The sequence below is a fragment of the Aquibacillus koreensis genome (genome assembly GCF_025154055.1).
Taxonomy (GTDB): domain Bacteria; phylum Bacillota; class Bacilli; order Bacillales; family Amphibacillaceae; genus Aquibacillus_C; species Aquibacillus_C koreensis.
Genome location: NZ_JAOALK010000033.1, coordinates 92157 through 108620 on the forward strand (window position 1 = coordinate 92157; position 16464 = coordinate 108620).

Annotated in this window: 19 protein-coding genes and 1 riboswitch; of the genes, 9 read left to right on the forward strand and 10 right to left on the reverse strand. The window is 37.2% G+C overall.

Going from position 1 to position 16464, the window contains the following annotated elements:
• Window positions 1–107 precede the first annotated feature (107 nt).
• The 3 genes from NYQ66_RS09120 to NYQ66_RS09130 all read right to left on the reverse strand — a co-directional run bounded on the left by NYQ66_RS09120 (window position 108) and on the right by NYQ66_RS09130 (window position 2769).
• On the reverse strand, window positions 108–1013 hold the full coding sequence (locus NYQ66_RS09120) for a MetQ/NlpA family ABC transporter substrate-binding protein (RefSeq protein ID WP_259869018.1): 906 nt from the start codon (window positions 1011–1013) through the stop codon (window positions 108–110).
• A gap of 69 nt (window positions 1014–1082) precedes the next feature.
• The gene (locus tag NYQ66_RS09125; RefSeq protein WP_259869019.1) at window positions 1083–1751 is read right to left on the reverse strand and encodes a methionine ABC transporter permease; all 669 of its coding nucleotides are present in this window, start codon (window positions 1749–1751) and stop codon (window positions 1083–1085) included.
• Window positions 1744–2769 carry a methionine ABC transporter ATP-binding protein gene (locus NYQ66_RS09130; protein ID WP_259869020.1) on the reverse strand — a complete coding sequence of 342 codons (1026 nt, stop codon included), beginning with the start codon at window positions 2767–2769 and terminating at the stop codon, window positions 1744–1746. Before NYQ66_RS09130 ends, NYQ66_RS09125 begins: the two co-directional genes overlap by 8 nt.
• Window positions 2770–2930: 161 nt before the next feature.
• Window positions 2931–3042: riboswitch (SAM riboswitch) on the reverse strand.
• A 233-nt stretch (window positions 3043–3275) separates the two neighbouring features.
• On the opposite strand from NYQ66_RS09130, the gene NYQ66_RS09135 reads away from it, so the two are divergent.
• Window positions 3276–3701 carry a TlpA family protein disulfide reductase gene (locus tag NYQ66_RS09135; protein ID WP_259869021.1) on the forward strand — a complete coding sequence of 142 codons (426 nt, stop codon included), beginning with the start codon at window positions 3276–3278 and terminating at the stop codon, window positions 3699–3701.
• A gap of 15 nt (window positions 3702–3716) precedes the next feature.
• On the opposite strand, the gene NYQ66_RS09140 is transcribed toward NYQ66_RS09135, so the two are convergent.
• The 7 genes from NYQ66_RS09140 to NYQ66_RS09170 form a co-directional block, all read right to left on the reverse strand.
• Window positions 3717–4010: a thioredoxin family protein gene (locus NYQ66_RS09140; RefSeq protein WP_259869022.1), complete on the reverse strand. Its 294-nt coding sequence runs from the start codon at window positions 4008–4010 to the stop codon at window positions 3717–3719.
• Window positions 4011–4020: 10 nt separating this feature from the next.
• Window positions 4021–4371, reverse strand: a complete 351-nt coding sequence (locus NYQ66_RS09145) for a toprim domain-containing protein (RefSeq protein WP_259869023.1) — start codon at window positions 4369–4371, stop codon at window positions 4021–4023.
• Window positions 4372–4593: 222 nt separating this feature from the next.
• Window positions 4594–4977, reverse strand: coding sequence for a glycine cleavage system protein GcvH (gene gcvH / locus NYQ66_RS09150; protein WP_259869024.1), 384 nt, complete (start codon window positions 4975–4977; stop codon window positions 4594–4596).
• A 61-nt stretch (window positions 4978–5038) separates the two neighbouring features.
• Window positions 5039–5395 (reverse strand): arsenate reductase family protein, encoded by a 357-nt coding sequence (locus tag NYQ66_RS09155; RefSeq protein ID WP_259869026.1) that lies wholly within the window; start codon window positions 5393–5395, stop codon window positions 5039–5041.
• Window positions 5396–6170: 775 nt separating this feature from the next.
• Window positions 6171–7955: an acyl-CoA dehydrogenase family protein gene (locus NYQ66_RS09160; protein ID WP_259869027.1), complete on the reverse strand. Its 1785-nt coding sequence runs from the start codon at window positions 7953–7955 to the stop codon at window positions 6171–6173.
• A 14-nt stretch (window positions 7956–7969) separates the two neighbouring features.
• The gene (locus tag NYQ66_RS09165) at window positions 7970–9145 is read right to left on the reverse strand and encodes an acetyl-CoA C-acetyltransferase (protein WP_259869028.1); all 1176 of its coding nucleotides are present in this window, start codon (window positions 9143–9145) and stop codon (window positions 7970–7972) included.
• Window positions 9146–9172: 27 nt separating this feature from the next.
• The gene (locus NYQ66_RS09170) at window positions 9173–11572 is read right to left on the reverse strand and encodes a 3-hydroxyacyl-CoA dehydrogenase/enoyl-CoA hydratase family protein (protein ID WP_259869029.1); all 2400 of its coding nucleotides are present in this window, start codon (window positions 11570–11572) and stop codon (window positions 9173–9175) included.
• A gap of 312 nt (window positions 11573–11884) precedes the next feature.
• On the opposite strand from NYQ66_RS09170, the gene NYQ66_RS09175 reads away from it, so the two are divergent.
• The 8 genes from NYQ66_RS09175 (at window position 11885) to crcB (NYQ66_RS09210) (ending at window position 16439) form a co-directional block, all read left to right on the forward strand.
• Window positions 11885–12157 carry a hypothetical protein gene (locus NYQ66_RS09175; protein ID WP_259869030.1) on the forward strand — a complete coding sequence of 91 codons (273 nt, stop codon included), beginning with the start codon at window positions 11885–11887 and terminating at the stop codon, window positions 12155–12157.
• 15 nt (window positions 12158–12172) lie between these two features.
• Window positions 12173–12499, forward strand: a complete 327-nt coding sequence (locus NYQ66_RS09180; protein WP_259869031.1) for a spore coat protein — start codon at window positions 12173–12175, stop codon at window positions 12497–12499.
• A gap of 172 nt (window positions 12500–12671) precedes the next feature.
• The gene (locus NYQ66_RS09185; RefSeq protein WP_259869032.1) at window positions 12672–13652 is read left to right on the forward strand and encodes a metal ABC transporter solute-binding protein, Zn/Mn family; all 981 of its coding nucleotides are present in this window, start codon (window positions 12672–12674) and stop codon (window positions 13650–13652) included.
• 19 nt (window positions 13653–13671) lie between these two features.
• Window positions 13672–14427 carry a metal ABC transporter ATP-binding protein gene (locus NYQ66_RS09190; RefSeq protein ID WP_259869034.1) on the forward strand — a complete coding sequence of 252 codons (756 nt, stop codon included), beginning with the start codon at window positions 13672–13674 and terminating at the stop codon, window positions 14425–14427.
• A gap of 14 nt (window positions 14428–14441) precedes the next feature.
• The gene (locus tag NYQ66_RS09195) at window positions 14442–15296 is read left to right on the forward strand and encodes a metal ABC transporter permease (RefSeq protein WP_259869035.1); all 855 of its coding nucleotides are present in this window, start codon (window positions 14442–14444) and stop codon (window positions 15294–15296) included.
• A complete protein-coding gene (locus NYQ66_RS09200) occupies window positions 15293–15700 on the forward strand; it encodes a Fur family transcriptional regulator (protein WP_259869036.1) in 408 nt (135 codons plus the stop codon). The genes NYQ66_RS09195 and NYQ66_RS09200 overlap by 4 nt, the downstream gene beginning before the upstream one ends.
• Complete coding sequence (gene crcB, locus NYQ66_RS09205; protein ID WP_259869037.1) at window positions 15691–16086, forward strand: fluoride efflux transporter CrcB; 396 nt, start codon at window positions 15691–15693, stop codon at window positions 16084–16086. The genes NYQ66_RS09200 and crcB (NYQ66_RS09205) overlap by 10 nt, the downstream gene beginning before the upstream one ends.
• Window positions 16083–16439: a fluoride efflux transporter CrcB gene (gene crcB, locus NYQ66_RS09210; RefSeq protein WP_259869038.1), complete on the forward strand. Its 357-nt coding sequence runs from the start codon at window positions 16083–16085 to the stop codon at window positions 16437–16439. The genes crcB (NYQ66_RS09205) and crcB (NYQ66_RS09210) overlap by 4 nt, the downstream gene beginning before the upstream one ends.
• Window positions 16440–16464 lie beyond the last annotated feature (25 nt).

A 16464-nucleotide genomic window follows, 5' to 3' on the forward strand; every position in this document is an offset into this window, starting at 1 on the left:
AGAAAGACTCAAGATCGATACAATCCCTTGTGAGAAATTTACATGCATTATCTTTACTTTTTGTAGCTTTTCATTTGTTTTTGTTAGTTTTTCTAACAAATCGCTAATTAGTTTTCTCCACCTACAGCGACAACTTCACCATTATACGTTTCCGAGATAAAGTTTTGGATTTCTTCTGATTGAAGAACTTCAACTAATTTTAAAAGAGCTTCATTGTTCTCATCTTCAGAACGCACAGCAATGACGTTTACATATGGTGAATCTGCACCTTCAACAAATAATGAGTCATCTAGAGGTGAAAGACCTGCTTCAATTGCATAGTTTGTATTGATTGCAACTAGAGCATCTTCTTCTCTTTCATACATTTCAGGTAAAACAGCAGCATCAACATCTGGCGAGAACTCTAAGTTTAATTCATTTTCAACGATATCATCGATTGTTGCTTCAGCTTTATTAACACTTTCGTCTAATTTAATTAAACCTTGTGATTCAAATAGTGCTAAGATGCGGCCGTGATCCGGAACAGATCGGCTAATAATAACTTCAGTTCCTTCAGGAATATCCTCTACACTTGTGATGTTTGTAGAATATACACCCATTGGCTCTACATGAATTCCACCAAGGTTAACAAAGTCATATTCAAATTCAGCAATTTGTGATTCTAGGTAAGGGATGTGTTGGAAATAATTTGCATCCAACTCACCATTTGATAAATCTTGGTTTGGTAAAATATAGTCTTGGTACTCTTCAATTACTAATTCAATTCCTTCTGCAGCTAATAATTCTTTCGCTTCATCTAAAACTTCTGCATGCGGAACACTAGTTGCGCCAACTTTAATTTCTACAGTTTCTTCTGCTTCTGTGTTTTCATCTGTTGCTTCTGTACCTTCTGTTTCTGTTGCATTTTCGTCTGTATCGCCTGCTGATGTGTTGTTCTCATCGTCAGCAGTTCCACAAGCTGCAAGTACTAAGACAAGAAATGCAACTAGTAATAAACTTAATAATTTTTTCATTTTGATTGATCCCCTTTTTCCTATTTTTTTATATTTAACTTATCTATGGTGAGATAAGGTTAAAGCCTTTTACCGTTTATCTAGCTTACTTGTAATAAGGTCCCCAATAAATTGGAAAATAAATACGATAATTACGATTAACACAGTACATACGAAAACCACATCTGTAGCTCTGCGCTGGAATCCATAAAAGTATGCAAAGTCGCCCAAACCACCTGCACCAATAACACCCGCAACAGCTGTGTACCCAATCAAAGCAATAGCTGTAACAGTTAAACCAGATACTAAGGCCGGCATTGATTCTGGTAGCAATACTTTAAAGATAATTGTTCTTGTTTTAGCACCCATCGCTTTAGCAGCTTCCACAACACCTTTGTCAACTTCTCTTAACGCTATTTCGACCAATCTTCCATAGAACGGTGCAGACCCAATAATTAGGGCTGGTAACGCAGCTTTTGGTCCCCTGATTGTATCCATTAAGAAATCGGTGAATGGGATTAATAATAGTATTAATATGATAAATGGAATTGCTCGAAATATATTTACAATTGCTGCAACGATGAAATGTAGTGTTTTGTTTTCCCACAAACCTCCGCGGGCAGTTAAATATAATAAAAGACCTAATAATATACCAAATATTAATGTTCCAACTAACGAAATAAGCGTCATATAGAATGTTTCATACGTCGCTACCCATAAATCATCCATCTGTACATTCGGGAATAGTTCACTAAGCATGATGAACCACCTCCACTTCGACTGGTGTAGATGCAATGTAGTCTATTGCTTTATTGATTTCCTCATCATCACCATCGATATGAACAACCAATGTACCATAGGCTCCCTTGCGCGTTTGTGTAATTTTCCCCTGTAGAATGCTAATATCTACTTGATATTTCTTAGCAACACTACTAATTAACGCTTGATTTGTTACTTCCCCAACAAAATGAAGTTTTGTGATTTTTCCAGTTGCAAAACCTTCTATTACATCACCTAAGCCATCGTCTTGTTGGTTTTCACCCATAACTTGCTCCACAAACTTTTTCGTAACCTGTGATTTTGGGTGTGAGAATACATCCAATACTTCGCCTTGTTCGACAACTTGTCCAGCTTCCATTACCGCCACTCGATGACAAATCTTTCTGATCACATGCATTTCGTGTGTGATTAATATAATAGTAAGCCCTAGATTTTTGTTAATATCAATTAACAGCTTTAAGATAGAGTCTGTTGTTTCAGGGTCTAGTGCAGATGTCGCTTCATCACACAATAATACTTTTGGGTCATTAGCTAACGCTCTTGCAATTCCCACTCGTTGTTTCTGGCCACCACTAAGTTCCGATGGATAAGCATTTTCCCTACCTGTTAAACCTACTAACTTAATTAACTCATCCACACGTTCCCTTCTTGTCTGTTTAGGGACCCCAGCGATCTCAAGTGGAAATGCAATATTTTCTCTTACTGTCCTTGACCACAACAGGTTAAAATGTTGAAAAATCATGCCAATTTCTTGCCTAGATAGACGTAACTTATTTTTCTTAAGTGCTGTTATATCTTCTCCATCAATAATTACTTGACCTTCTGTTGGATCTTCTAACCTATTAATCAATCGGATGAAAGTACTCTTACCTGCTCCACTATAGCCAATCACACCGAATATTTCGCCCTTTTCAATTTCTAAATTAAGATCATTGACAGCATTGATCGTATTTGACTTTGTACGATAAATCTTGGATAGATTTTTGATCGTTATCAATGTTCCCCCTCCTTCTACTTAACCAACTCGCTTCTCATGTATCGTTAAGCTCTTTCCTAAGATAACCAAAATATGAATCTATATGAAGACAATCGATGTACATAATAAAAGCGTCTTCCTGTTCAAGAGAACAGAAAGACGCAAATAAATTCTTTCGTGTTCTCTCATCTGCCAAAGCAAATTGCTTCGCAGGAATTGGCACCTTTTTAAACAAAAATGTTTAACGGTTGCCGGGCTTCATCGGGCCAGTCCCTCCACCTCTCTTGATAAGAGATTATATGTGATTCATTTGTAGTTTTAGCGATAATCAAGATTCTAGCATGGGGATAAGCATGTGTCAATTGATTTTTTCAGAACGTTTCGTATATGTAAAAATTAACAACACGACATAGCACTCTCTTAGAAATCATCTATATAATGAACTCTATACTTTGAAAGAAGTCCCGCTTACGCTAGGATAAACATAGGGGGTTTATAAAAGAAATAAAGAAAGGAGTTACTAGCTGATGAAAGCACACAGGTTTACGTTACCTTACCTAGATCAAGAGGGATCTTATACATTAGAAGAAGATATTGGAAAAATCATACTCATTACTTTTTGGGCATCATGGTGTTCTGCATGTGGAGTGGATTTGCCAAAAAAAGAACAACTTCACCAGTCTATCGACCCTAATGTGGTGAAGATGTTAACTATTAATGTTAAAGCAAGAGAAAGAGATATGAACGCCGCTTTAACGTATAAAAATAAATATTTATCTCAACTAGCACTTGTTGATGATGGTCGGTTTGTCTATGACCAATATCAGTGCAATGGGGTTCCTACAACTGTGATCGTTGATCGTAATGGCGATATCTATAGCAAGTTCGATGATCAATCTGACTTTTTGCAAATCGTACAAAGTTTAGGAGAACTATTAAAAGAGCATGCTTAATTAAAGCCTGTACAATTACTCATATTCATTTATTTTGTTTAAAATATGAACGACAGAATGAAAAGCATATATTCTCTCTTTGATCATGCCTTGTTTTTTTATTAGAAGACATGGCACACTTGCTATCTCCTGTTGTTGCATAAACGTTGGAAAAAGGGATGCATTCATTTCCAAGAAGGAAGTGTCTGCTTTCATTTCTTCCACCGTCTCTAGCATCTTTCTTGCAACCTGGCAAGTACCACAAAACGGGGTATGAATAAATATAATACAGTCTTTCGCATATTCGATTTCATTTTTTATTTCTTTCATTTTGTCCACCTTAAAAAAGAAAAATGGGGTTTATACCAAAACTTCTGCTGAGTAAAGCTGTTGCCAATTCAGATTCGGGTGTTGCAGCTACCTCTCGAAATGTTTTGTCAATATAGATGTGTTCTGCATGTGGAAGTTCTTTTGCCAGTTGCTTTCTTAATTTATGACCGGCACTATCTTCATCCACTAAGATAAAGACATCTTTATTATCTAAATCATAGTCCGTAATTAGTTGCTCTAATCTCTCAATCCCGAGTGTTCCATTTGTGCATATAATGTCCACTTCTTCTTCTAGAATCTTTTCAATTTGCTTCTTATCTGTACGTCCTTCAACAATAATAACTTTCTCCGTGTCCAACATTCGTTCACCTGCTTTATTTATAAAGATAAATAATGATACAAGCTTAGATAACGTTTAGGCGGTACTCTTATAAGACCAACAATGCCTTATAGTAATTACTATACTATGGTTAGCAATAATCCCTTGTTACTCTTTTTGTAACAAGGGATTAAATTGAGCTCTTATAACATTGTATTTCTTTCTTTACTTTTCATGCATATACAAGGAAAAATAAGAGATTATCTATTCTTCCTCTATCATTTCTTTATATTGATCTGCAGTCATTAAATCATCTAATTGTGAACGATCACTAGGCTCTACCACAATCATCCAAGCTTTTTCATATGGTGATTCATTAACAAATTCAGGGCTATCATCCAATTCTTCATTAACTTCAACCACTTTACCACTTACTGGTGCATATAACTCTGAAACAGTTTTCACTGATTCTACACTACCAAATGGCTCGTCTGCTTCCACTTCGTCACCAACTTCTGGTAGTTCTACAAAAACAATGTCGCCAAGTTCTGACTGTGCATGCTCTGTAATCCCTATTCTTACTTTGTCTCCTTCTTCTTTTACCCATTCGTGCTCTTCTGAATAACGTAAATCTTTTGGTAAATTCATGTTCAAAAACCTCCATTATTAAAATCTGTTATGTAGTTAAAGCATTCTGTTAGCTTAACCTTTATTTCCAAGTTTGCTCAAAAGTCTCTTCATTAAAACCTACGGTAACGCTCGAACCGTCTGTTGTGATAGGTCTTTTGATTAGCATACCATCTGATGCTAACCATTCTAACATATCATCTTCACTTGCTTCCTTCAATTTGTCTTTCAAGCCTAGCTCACGATATTTTTTTCCACTCGTATTAAAAAACTTTTTGAGTGGAAGTTGGCTTTTATCAACAAGTGTTTTCAATTCTTGCTTAGTTGGTGGATTGTCCACTATATGTATAGCATTATAATCAATATTATTATGTTCTATCCACTTCTTTGCTTTTTGACATGTACCACACTTTGGGTACCAATAAAAAGTTAGTGCCATAACTCAACCTCCTCTTCGACATATTTTATCATATTAACCATTATTTGTTTATTCATACGATTTAATTGTTGCTACTCTTGTGTACGCAAATGATTTCGTTACTGATATATATTAATGTCTCCTACCTCGTCTTATTTATTGATCTGATGTTTTGTGAAGAACGAATGTTTATTACTATTTTTATATAAACTCCGTCTTAACTTTCGGTTTGTTTTCTTCCATCCTTTTCAAGATGAGTGGTGATACCGTCGCTGCAGAAAAGTGCTCGCTTTCCGTGGGGAACGCTTCAGCCTCCTCGCTCGCACAGATCGCTCACTGTGGGGTCTTCAGACTGTTCCTTTCCCACAGGAGTCTCGCACTTTTCTTCCGCTAGGATAGGCTTTCTAGCTAAGTGAGAAGTAAGCCAGTATTATACACATAGTTAAAATACTAAAAGTAAACTATTAAAATGGAATCCTGGATCAGTGGAGGCAGAATGCGTAGACTCCTATGGGAAAAGCACGAGTCTGAAGACCCCGGAAGAAGCGCTCTTTGCTTCTGAGGAGGCTGAAGCCGGGCCCATAAGAGGAATCTGAACTTAGAAAAATCCGGGTTTAGGGATTTTTCGTGATTCCTCCTCGGAAAGCGATGTATTCTGCCGGAACGGTTTCATAGCAGTTACCTTTTTTTATAAAAGTACTACGTCGCATTTTATATCAAATACGAAGTAACAGCTGCTCCCTAAACCCACTGCATCAAAAAACCCTTATCTATAAAGATAAGGATTTTTCGGTACTTATACGATATATTTTTCCTCTTTTAATATGTTTCTCGCAATCTCTCTTTTCTTAGCAATTACATTCGTTGGATCGTGTCTTGTTAACTTTCGCATGGCAGATAAAGTAATTCTTTGTGTATCTCCCGTTTCACTTGCAATAACCGTTTCTTTTGCATGTGCTTCAATACGGTTAAATGCTTCTTGTACATAAACCTCGGTATAAAGAATCTTCTGTCCCGATTTTTCTTCTCCTTGGTTTTGAATTGCTTTTTCCGTTCTTAAAATTGCTGATTCCATATGATAGACTTCAGCCACAATATCAGCGATGTTAACTAAGATTTCTTGCTCTTGCTCTAATTTAGTGCCATATTTTTGAGCTGCTAAACCAGCTGCAAGCAATCCAATTTTCTTTGCATTTTTCAGTAAATATTTCTCTTTTTCTAGTGTAGCAGTACCTACTTCTTCCGGCATCATCATCATGAGTTCTTCCTGCAGTGCTTGTGCTTTTGCTAATATTGGAAGCTCTCCTTTTAACGCTTTTTTCAATAATGTCCCTGGAATAAGCAAGCGATTTATTTCATTCGTCCCTTCAAAGATTCGTTGTATCCGTGAATCACGGTACATTCTCTCTACTTCGTACTCTTGCATAAATCCGTAACCACCATGGATCTGTACAGCTTCATCTGCAACATAATCCATTAATTCAGTTGAAAATACTTTGTTAAGCGAACACTCCAATTGGTATTCCGCAATGGATTTTGCAACTTCTTTTCCATCGTTCAATTCATCCTGTGTTAGATTCCCCATCCGCTGTTCAAATAATCCAACTGTTCGATACACGGCACTTTCATTTGCATACGTATCGGTTGCCATGGAACCTAGTTTTTCTTGGATAAGGGTAAAGTTAGCAATCGCTGTTTTAAATTGTTTTCGTTGGTTTGCATAAGTGGCTGATAGCTCAATTCCACGCTTCGCACCACCAATTCCGCCAACGGCTAACTTGTATCTACCTACATTTAATATATTAAAAGCAATGACATGCCCCCTTCCTATTTCACCTAGAACGTTCTCGACAGGAACTTCTGCATCCTCTAGGATAACGGTTCTTGTCGAAGAGCTCTTGATCCCCATTTTCTTTTCTTCCGGTCCTGTCGATACCCCAGGAAAATCACGTTCCACTATAAACGCTGTGAACTTATCTCCATCGACTTGCGCATATACAATAAATACATCTGCGAAAGCTGCATTCGTAATCCACTGCTTTTCACCATTTAAAATATAATGGGTACCAGCTTCGTTTAACTTAGCATTTGTTTTTGCACCTAATGCGTCTGAACCAGATCCAGGTTCGGTAAGTGCATAAGCCGCTAACTTCTCGCCAGTTGCCAATTGTGGTAAGTACTTTTGCTTTTGATTCTCGTTTCCAAAAAACACAATTGGTAAAGACCCGATGCCAACATGTGCGCCATGTGTGACAGAAAAACCACCAGCCCGCGAGAATTTTTCTGTAATAATGGAAGAACTAATTTTGTCTAAACCAAGACCTCCATATTCTTCTGGAACATCAACACCTAACAATCCTAGTTCACCCGCTTGCTTTAACAAGCTTACGGAATGCTCAAACTCATGATTCTCAAGGTTATCTATTTTAGGAAGGACTTCCCCAACAATAAAATCTTCTGTCGTCTTCGCAATCATTTGATGTTCATCATTAAAGTCTTCTGGGGTCATAATATCTTCTGGTTGAAAATCATCAACAATAAATGCGCCACCTTTAAAAATTTTTGCTTTTGTTTCTCCCATCTCATTCACTCCCCTTATAATAGTTCAAAGACTCCGGCAGCACCCATACCGCCACCAATACACATCGTTACCACACCAAACTGCTCATTTCTTCGTTTCATTTCATGGATTAAACTAAGCGTTAGCTTTGTTCCTGTACAACCGAGCGGATGCCCTAATGCAATTGCGCCTCCATTTACATTCACTTTATCTTCATCTAAATTCAGTTCACGAATAACACGAATGGCTTGTGATGCAAATGCCTCATTTAACTCAAATAAACCAATATCAGACAAGGACAAACCTGCCTGTTCCACAGCTTTTGGAATTGCTTTTACAGGACCAACGCCCATAATTTCTGGTTCCACCCCAGCAACTGCAAAAGAACGAAACTTAACTAATGGCTTCAACCCCTCTGCCAATGCTTTTTCTTTTTCCATCACTAACACAGATGCAGCACCATCACTCATCTGTGATGCATTACCTGCAGTAACCGTACCTTTTAGCGCAAAAGCAGGTCTCAATTTCGCTAATCCTTGCACGCTTGTTTCTGGACGAACGCCTTCATCCATTTCAAACAAAACTTTACGCTCTTGCACACGATTTTCGGCATCTATTTGTCGATGCATCACTTCTACTGGAACAATTTCGTCTATAAATTTTCTTTCTTGTAAAGCTCTTGTTGCCCGTTGATGGCTTCTTGTAGCAAAAGCATCTTGATCCTCTCTAGAAATAGCAAACCGTTTTGCTACTTCTTCTGCCGTATGTCCCATAGCCATATAATAGCCAGGCGCATGCTCTACCAAAGTCAAGTTAGGCTTAATTACATGACCACCCATCGGTATTAAACTCATCGATTCAGCCCCACCTGCAATCACGGTATTACTTGTTCCTAACATAATTCGTTCAGCAGCATAAGCAATACTTTGCAGTCCAGATGAGCAATAACGGTTAATGGTAATCCCAGGAACCGTAATAGGAAGTCCTGCTAAACCAACGATATTTCTTGCCATGTTCATCCCTTGTTCCGCCTCTGGCATGGCACAACCTATAATGATATCATCAATATTACCCTCATAATTCCCAGCTCTTTTTAGCGTTTCTTTTATGGTTAAGGCTGCTAGATCATCTGGACGAACGTGCGCAAGAGATCCTTTTTTTGCTTTGCCTACTGGTGTGCGAGCTCCTGAAACGATAACAGCTTCCTTCACAATCCTTCCCCTCTTTCCTTTTCGAATTTAGTTACGTAATGGGTTACCCTTCATTAGCATGTGCTGCATTCGTGCTTGCGTTTTCGGTTCTCCAATTAAACTTAAGAACGCTTCTCTTTCTATATCCAGTAAATATTGTTCATCTACGTAAGTACCTTGCTTAATTTTCCCTCCCGCAATCACAAACGCTAATTTCTCAGCCATTTTCAAATCATGTTCGGATGCATAGCCACCCTGTGCTAGATGCTTTGCTCCTAGAAGCATTGCTGCATATCCCGCTTCACCTACAACTGGAACTTTTTCAGCTTCAGGAGCAACATATCCCGCTTTTCGTAAGCTAAGCACCTTTTGTTTTGCGTCATGGATTAAATGACTTTGATTAGTCGATATTCCATCTTGTCTATTAAGGAAACCATTTTCCCTTGCTTCCTGTGCAGAGGTAGATACCTTTGCCATGGCAATCGTTTCAAAGACGGTATTTGCTATTTGAAGTAAATCCATCTCTTTTACATCAGGTAAATTCCTTATATGTTTGAGGTATAGCTCCTTGTTACCGCCTCCACCAGGGATTAATCCAACACCAAACTCTACTAATCCCATATATGTTTCTTGCGCAGCTTGAAGCGAGCTTGCTGGTAAGGAAACTTCAGCGCCTCCACCAAGTGTCATGCCAAATGGTGCTACAACGACAGGTTTAGAAGCGTATTTAATCTGCATCATCGTATTTTGGAACTTACGAACGACCATATCAATCTCAAAGAAGTTGCCATCTTGTGCTTCCATTAACATCATCGCGATGTTTGCTCCAACACAGAAATTTTTTCCTTGATTCCCGATCACGAGCCCCTCATAATTTTTGTCTACCTCTTCAATGGATTGGTTGATCATTTGAAGAATATCCATTCCAATCGCATTACTTTTCGATTGAAACTCTAAACAAGCTACTCCATCACCTATGTCGATTAAACTTGCTCCGGTATTCTGTTTAATCACACCACGTTTTTGTTTCGTTAAATGTAAGTTGATTTCTTTATGATTAAAGACTTGCTCTTTGTATTCACCTTTATCATAAAAATGAATACAGCCATTTTCCTTTTTATAGAAGCTTTCCACATTACGATCCTTCATTTCTGTTATCCAATCTGGTACTACTTCACCTTCATCAACCATTCTATTTAATGTAGCTTCAAATCCTAGTGCATCCCATAACTCAAAAGGGCCTAACTCCCATCCAAATCCCCATCGCATTGCTTGATCTATGGAAAGAATATCGTCAGCAATGACACCTTTAAGTTCAGCAGAATACATTAGTACTGGCTTAATGATAGACCAAACAAAATTACTAGCAGGATCACCCGGCACAGATAAAAGCGCTTTCATTTTTCGCTTTGTTCCTTTTTCTTGTTTAGCAAGCGCTGTCGCTTTTGTTTTTAATGCTACATTATCTTCATATTCCATTGTTTGTGGGTTCAATTGATAGATAATGCTTTTACCTTCTTTTTTCTGCTTAAGAAAGAATCCTTGCCCGGTTTTTGCCCCTAACCATTTATGATCGAGCATTTTTGCCATAAAATCCGGTATTCGGAATATTTCTTTTTCTTTGCCGTCCACTTGTTCAAACACGTTGTTAGCGACATGTGCAAATGTGTCTAATCCAACAACATCCAAAGTTCGAAAAGTAGCGCTTTTCGGACGTCCAATCATTGGCCCAGTAACAGAGTCGACTTCTCCGACAGATAGTCCTTGTTCTAACATCTCTCTAACTGTTACTAACAAGCCATAAGTACCGATTCGATTAGCTATAAAGTTTGGAGTATCTTTTGCTTCGACAACACCTTTACCTAAACGATCTTCTCCAAATTGCTTCATGTAGGATAAGACATTATCATTTGTCCATTTTGTAGGGATGACTTCCAGTAGTTTTAAATATCTTGGTGGATTAAAGAAATGAGTGCCTAAGAAGTTTTCCTTCAAGTCATCGGAACAATCACGAACCATTTGTTCTAGGGAAATACCTGAAGTATTAGAGCTTACGATGCTTCCTGTCTTTCTGTGCTCATCAATTATATTTAGAACTTTTTTCTTTACGGATAAATTTTCAACCACAACTTCTATGATCCAATCAACCTCAGCTAATTTGTCTAAATCGTCCTCTAAGTTTCCCGTAGAAATAAGTTCTAGACTTTTTTTAGTTGTAATCGGAGATGGTTTTTGTTTCGTTAATGCTTTTTTACTTTTGTCACTTAAACGATTTCGAACAGCTTTACTTTCTAATGATAAGCGATTACTTTCTTCCTCAGCCGTTAACGCTTGAGGTACAATATCGAGCATTAATGTTGGTATGCCTATATTCGCTAAATGAGCTGCAATCCCTGATCCCATAATTCCTGATCCAATCACAGCAGCACGACGAATCTGATGCTCCATTCCACTTCCCCCTAACTTATTTGAATGAATACTCATTCATAATTGGTTGTTAAAAAAAGAAGATAACCGTTTCGTATCTTCATCTACTTAATACTATAAGTTATTTTCTGACTTTTCGCAATCATTTTTAGGGATATTTGATGCTTTTTTAACTTTCCCTTCAATAACTCTCTTATGACTTGTTTTGAAAGTTTTCTATTGGATAGTCAATATTCCGCCACATGTTCGAAAGTTTTCCAAGCATATTATCCTTTTCGAAAGGAGAACTTAATATTGATTTGATTGAGTTTTTTACCAAGGAGGTTAACAACTATGCAACAGCAAGAACAAAATCAAATGATGGGTCAAAACCAAAATCAAATAATGCCGCAACCGCCCAATCAAGTAAGTTCGAAAGACTTACTATATTTAACAGATATGCTTTCATGGAATCTTAATGCGACTAAAAAGGCACACTTTTTCGCTCAACAATGTACAATCCCAGAAGTGAAAAATGCATTAGAACAGGTTTGCCAAATGCACCAAAATCACTACAACAAGATTTTACAGCACTTAAATAATCAAAATCAGCAATCCTTAATGTAAGAAAGGAGATTCCAAATGAATCAGCAAAGTCAAAAAATTAAAAATCCTGAAACACAAGTCCCTAAGACGCCACAAATGAACGATCGAGATTTTGTGAATGATATGCTTACTACCGAAAAATATATGACTGACGCATATAGCACTGCACTAAATGAGGCAAGTAACCAGGCAATTTATCAAGACGTTGCTTCTATTTTCCGAGAAACACAAGATTGCCAGAGAAACCTCTATAATCTAATGTTTAAAAATGGTTGGTATAGCTTAGAGGCTGCAGATCAAAATAAAATACAGCAAGCACACCAACAGTTTACAGGCTATACAAGCCAATTTCCAATTCATTAGAATAGAAGTGGTCCTATTCATTAGGACCACTTCTTCTTTACATGCTTCTAAAAATTCTCCCTTATTAATCAAATCGAAACAATTCTCATTTACAAATAGGAATGATTACGATAGAATGACATTGGGCATAACGCACAAATATTATTTAACAGAATGACATGAGGGAGAACTAATGAAGAAATCTATTATATTATGTATTTCGTTTTTTATTATTCTATTAGCAGGATGTAACCAAGCATCTAGCACAAATCAGGATACTGAGAAACCAATCATTTATACAACTATATATCCTATCCAATATATTGTCGACCAATTAGCAGGAGAGACGGTGGAAACAGTTTCAATCTATCCACCTGGAACAGACGCACATTCTTATGAACCTTCAGCAAAAAACATGACTGACATTGCTAAAGGTGATGCATTTATTTATCTTGGTTCCAACTTAGAAGCATTTTCAGATACAATCGCTAATGCTTTAAATGGAGAGAATACCAACTTAATAGAAGTTGGCTTACACGAAGAGCTGTTTGAAGACCTATCCGATTCACAAGGTCACGGAGATGACCATGATGAATCACACGATCATGGCAGCCATGAAGATGATGTTCACGATGATGGGCATGCACACGGGGATCACGATCCACACATCTGGTTAGATCCAATCCGTATGATTACTTTAGCATCGATTGTAAAAGCTGAACTTAACGAGTTGTTACCTGAACAAGAAATGAAAATAAACGATAACTTCCACGCCTTGGAAAAAGAGCTACAACAATTAGATTCAAATTTCCAAGATGTATTAGCAGATAAAGAACAGAAAAAAATATTAGTATCCCACGCAGCATATGGATACTGGGAACAACGATATGGTTTAGAACAAATTGCAGTTAAAGGCGTAGCAGCAAATAATGAGCCTTCACAGCAAGAACTGGTGCGCATTATGGACCAAGCGAAGCAATATAATTTAAACTATATGATATTTGAACAAAATATATCTGAAAAAGTTGCTAAAAACATTCAAAATGAAATTGGGGCTAGTTCTTTGTTCATTCACAATTTAGCTGTCCTTACAGATGAAGATATAAAAAACAGTGAAGATTACTTCTCTCTTATGGAAAAAAATATCGAAGTAATTGACCAAGCGACTAAATAGAAAGATAGGAGAATGTATAATGTCGAATCCTATTGTTGAAATGAAAGATGTTAGTTACACCTATGAAAATAAGCATGCTTTAGATCATATTAATTTTACGATTCAAAAACAGGCTTTTATTGGGCTTGTCGGACCAAACGGCGGGGGAAAAACAACACTCATTAAACTGTTACTTGGTATTAATAAATTGCAGAGTGGTTCTATTCACCTATTTGGTGAGCCAATTCATAAGTTTAAACAGTGGAACAAGATTGGTTTTGTCTCACAAAAGGCAAATGCTTTTAATCGCGGATTTCCTGCTACTGTGCAAGAAGTCGTATCGATGGGCTTAACGCCAAAAGTCGGATATCTTAAATTTTTCACAAAAGCGCATAAGCAGAAGATTGAAGAAGCAGTTGAACAGGTTGGGATGTCAGAATATCTACATGAAAATATAGGAGACTTATCTGGTGGTCAACAACAACGTGTATTTATTGCACGAGCTTTAGTTAGTAATCCTGCATTGCTAATCTTAGATGAGCCAACCGTCGGTGTGGACGCGGAAAACGTGAAAAAGTTTTATGATTTATTACATCATTTGAATGAAAAACAACAAATTACATTGTTACTAGTCACACACGATATCGGAACCATGACTCACCACGCTACGGATATTGTTTGTTTGAATAAAGCTTTACATTTCCACGGAAATCCAACTGAGTTTACTCGTTTATCTGAACATGACCTTTCTCATTTTTACGGGCATCCGTTAAACGTCGTGACCCACAACCATTAAACGGAGGACATGATATGATTGCAGATTTTTTTGAATATGAATTTTTACAAAACACGTTATATACAGGATTACTAATTGGACTTATTGGCCCATTACTCGGCACATTTATTGTTGTAAGACGATTATCTCTTATTGCCGATGCTCTCTCCCATGTGACACTTGCTGGAATTGCATTCGGGCTTTTTCTTGAAAAAAAATATATGGTTACTTTTATCACCCCATTTTATGCAGGAATGGGATTTTCAGTTATAGGATCTGTGTTTGTCGAGCGATTGCGTCGCGTGTACAAAGCTTACCAAGAACTTGCCATTCCCATTATCCTATCCGGTGGGGTTGGGTTAAGTGTCGTATTCATCTCACTTGCAGACGGGTTTAACACAGATTTATATAGTTATTTATTTGGTTCGGTTTCTGCGGTAAGCCGAAATGATTTCTTCTCTATTCTCGTTATTGCAATCATTGTTATTACTGTTTTGCTTTTATTTTATAAAGAACTATTTATGCTCTCCTTTGATGAAGAACACGCGGTAGTATCCGGGATCCATGCTAAAAGAATACACTTCCTTTTTATCGTTTTAACTGCCCTAGTTATTGCAGCATCCATACGAATTGTTGGTGTACTTTTAGTTTCTGCACTTATGACGTTACCTGTAGCAGCGAGTATCCGGATTGCAAAAGGCTTTAAGCAATCGATTTTATTTTCTGTTATTTTTGGCGAAATATCTGTTATTATAGGATTAGTAGCTGGGTATTATTTCGAAATACCTCCTGGTGGAACGATTGTATTAACTTCAGTCTTAATCTTAATCATTACGATCTTATACAAACGGCTAAAGCTTACACGTTTAAAAAGGAAGGCGATCGCATGAACGTTCAAGAAGCATTAAATATACTCAAAGAAAAAGGTTATAAATATACTGGAAAAAGAGAAGAAATGCTTACTTTCTTTGCGGTAGAGAACCGCTATCGAACGGCGAAGGACCTATTGCAATATATGGAGCCAAACTATGAAGGCATTAGTTTCGATACAATCTATAGGAATCTTCATTTATTTAGTGACGTGGATATTCTAGAAGCAACAGAATTAAATGGAGAAAAACATTTTCGAATGAAGTGTGACCATCACCATCATCATCACTTTATTTGCAAAGAATGTGGTGTAACAAAAGAAATCCACAGATGCCCAATGGATGATATTCAAGAGGAATTGAAAAGTTTCGCCATCCAAGATCATAAATTCGAAATCTATGGATTATGTCCAGGATGTCAATAACACGAAGCCGATTCAGTTTATTCCTTTTAATTGGACTAGGTGGCGCATTAGGTGCATCTGCTCGGTACTGGATTTCAGGGATAACCTACTCGGAGGGTTTCCCTTATGCTACGCTTATGGTGAACGTAATTGGTTGTTTTTTGTTGGCTTTCATTACGAATCATATTGTCTTACGTAAACTGCTACCTCCAATTCTTATAACAGCGGTTACCTCGGGATTCATCGGCTCTTTTACCACATTTTCTACCTTTTCGGTGGAAACAATCAACCTGTGGCATCAGAGCTATTACATAAGTATATTATACGTATTTGCTCAAGTTTTTGGCGGTCTATTCTGTTGTTACCTTGGATATACACTCTCAACTAGAAAGGAGAAAAACAAGTGAACTTATTACTTGTTGCTTCTGGTGGATTTATAGGTGCAATTTGTAGATATCAAATTAGTTTGGCTTTTAATCGAACCCCGTTAAAGCCATATGGTACATGGATTGCTAATATTAGCGGCTCACTTTTACTCGGACTGCTTTTTGTGTTTTGGGAAAAGGAATATTTACATGCTGACTTATGGCTACTTTTTGGTACTGGTTTTTGTGGTTCCTACACAACATTTTCAACGTTTGGTACGGAGACATTAACGATGTTGCAAGCGGGCCATCTAAAACAAGCATTTATTTATATACTTACATCCTTATTTATAAGTTTTAGTGCTGTCATTCTCATTTTTATAATATTGACGTAAAAGACCATCCTAACCAATAGATCAG

Coding starts and splice junctions, on each gene's coding strand:
- NYQ66_RS09120 (WP_259869018.1), bottom strand. CDS start 1,013: ATGAAAAAATTATTAAGTTTATTACTAGTTGCATTTCTTGTCTTAGTA.
- NYQ66_RS09125 (WP_259869019.1), bottom strand. CDS start 1,751: ATGCTTAGTGAACTATTCCCGAATGTACAGATGGATGATTTATGGGTA.
- NYQ66_RS09135 (WP_259869021.1), top strand. CDS start 3,276: ATGAAAGCACACAGGTTTACGTTACCTTACCTAGATCAAGAGGGATCT.
- NYQ66_RS09140 (WP_259869022.1), bottom strand. CDS start 4,010: ATGAAAGAAATAAAAAATGAAATCGAATATGCGAAAGACTGTATTATA.
- NYQ66_RS09145 (WP_259869023.1), bottom strand. CDS start 4,371: ATGTTGGACACGGAGAAAGTTATTATTGTTGAAGGACGTACAGATAAG.
- gcvH (WP_259869024.1), bottom strand. CDS start 4,977: ATGAATTTACCAAAAGATTTACGTTATTCAGAAGAGCACGAATGGGTA.
- NYQ66_RS09155 (WP_259869026.1), bottom strand. CDS start 5,395: ATGGCACTAACTTTTTATTGGTACCCAAAGTGTGGTACATGTCAAAAA.
- NYQ66_RS09160 (WP_259869027.1), bottom strand. CDS start 7,955: ATGGGAGAAACAAAAGCAAAAATTTTTAAAGGTGGCGCATTTATTGTT.
- NYQ66_RS09170 (WP_259869029.1), bottom strand. CDS start 11,572: ATGGAGCATCAGATTCGTCGTGCTGCTGTGATTGGATCAGGAATTATG.
- NYQ66_RS09175 (WP_259869030.1), top strand. CDS start 11,885: ATGCAACAGCAAGAACAAAATCAAATGATGGGTCAAAACCAAAATCAA.
- NYQ66_RS09180 (WP_259869031.1), top strand. CDS start 12,173: ATGAATCAGCAAAGTCAAAAAATTAAAAATCCTGAAACACAAGTCCCT.
- NYQ66_RS09185 (WP_259869032.1), top strand. CDS start 12,672: ATGAAGAAATCTATTATATTATGTATTTCGTTTTTTATTATTCTATTA.
- NYQ66_RS09190 (WP_259869034.1), top strand. CDS start 13,672: ATGTCGAATCCTATTGTTGAAATGAAAGATGTTAGTTACACCTATGAA.
- NYQ66_RS09195 (WP_259869035.1), top strand. CDS start 14,442: ATGATTGCAGATTTTTTTGAATATGAATTTTTACAAAACACGTTATAT.
- NYQ66_RS09200 (WP_259869036.1), top strand. CDS start 15,293: ATGAACGTTCAAGAAGCATTAAATATACTCAAAGAAAAAGGTTATAAA.
- crcB (WP_259869037.1), top strand. CDS start 15,691: ATGTCAATAACACGAAGCCGATTCAGTTTATTCCTTTTAATTGGACTA.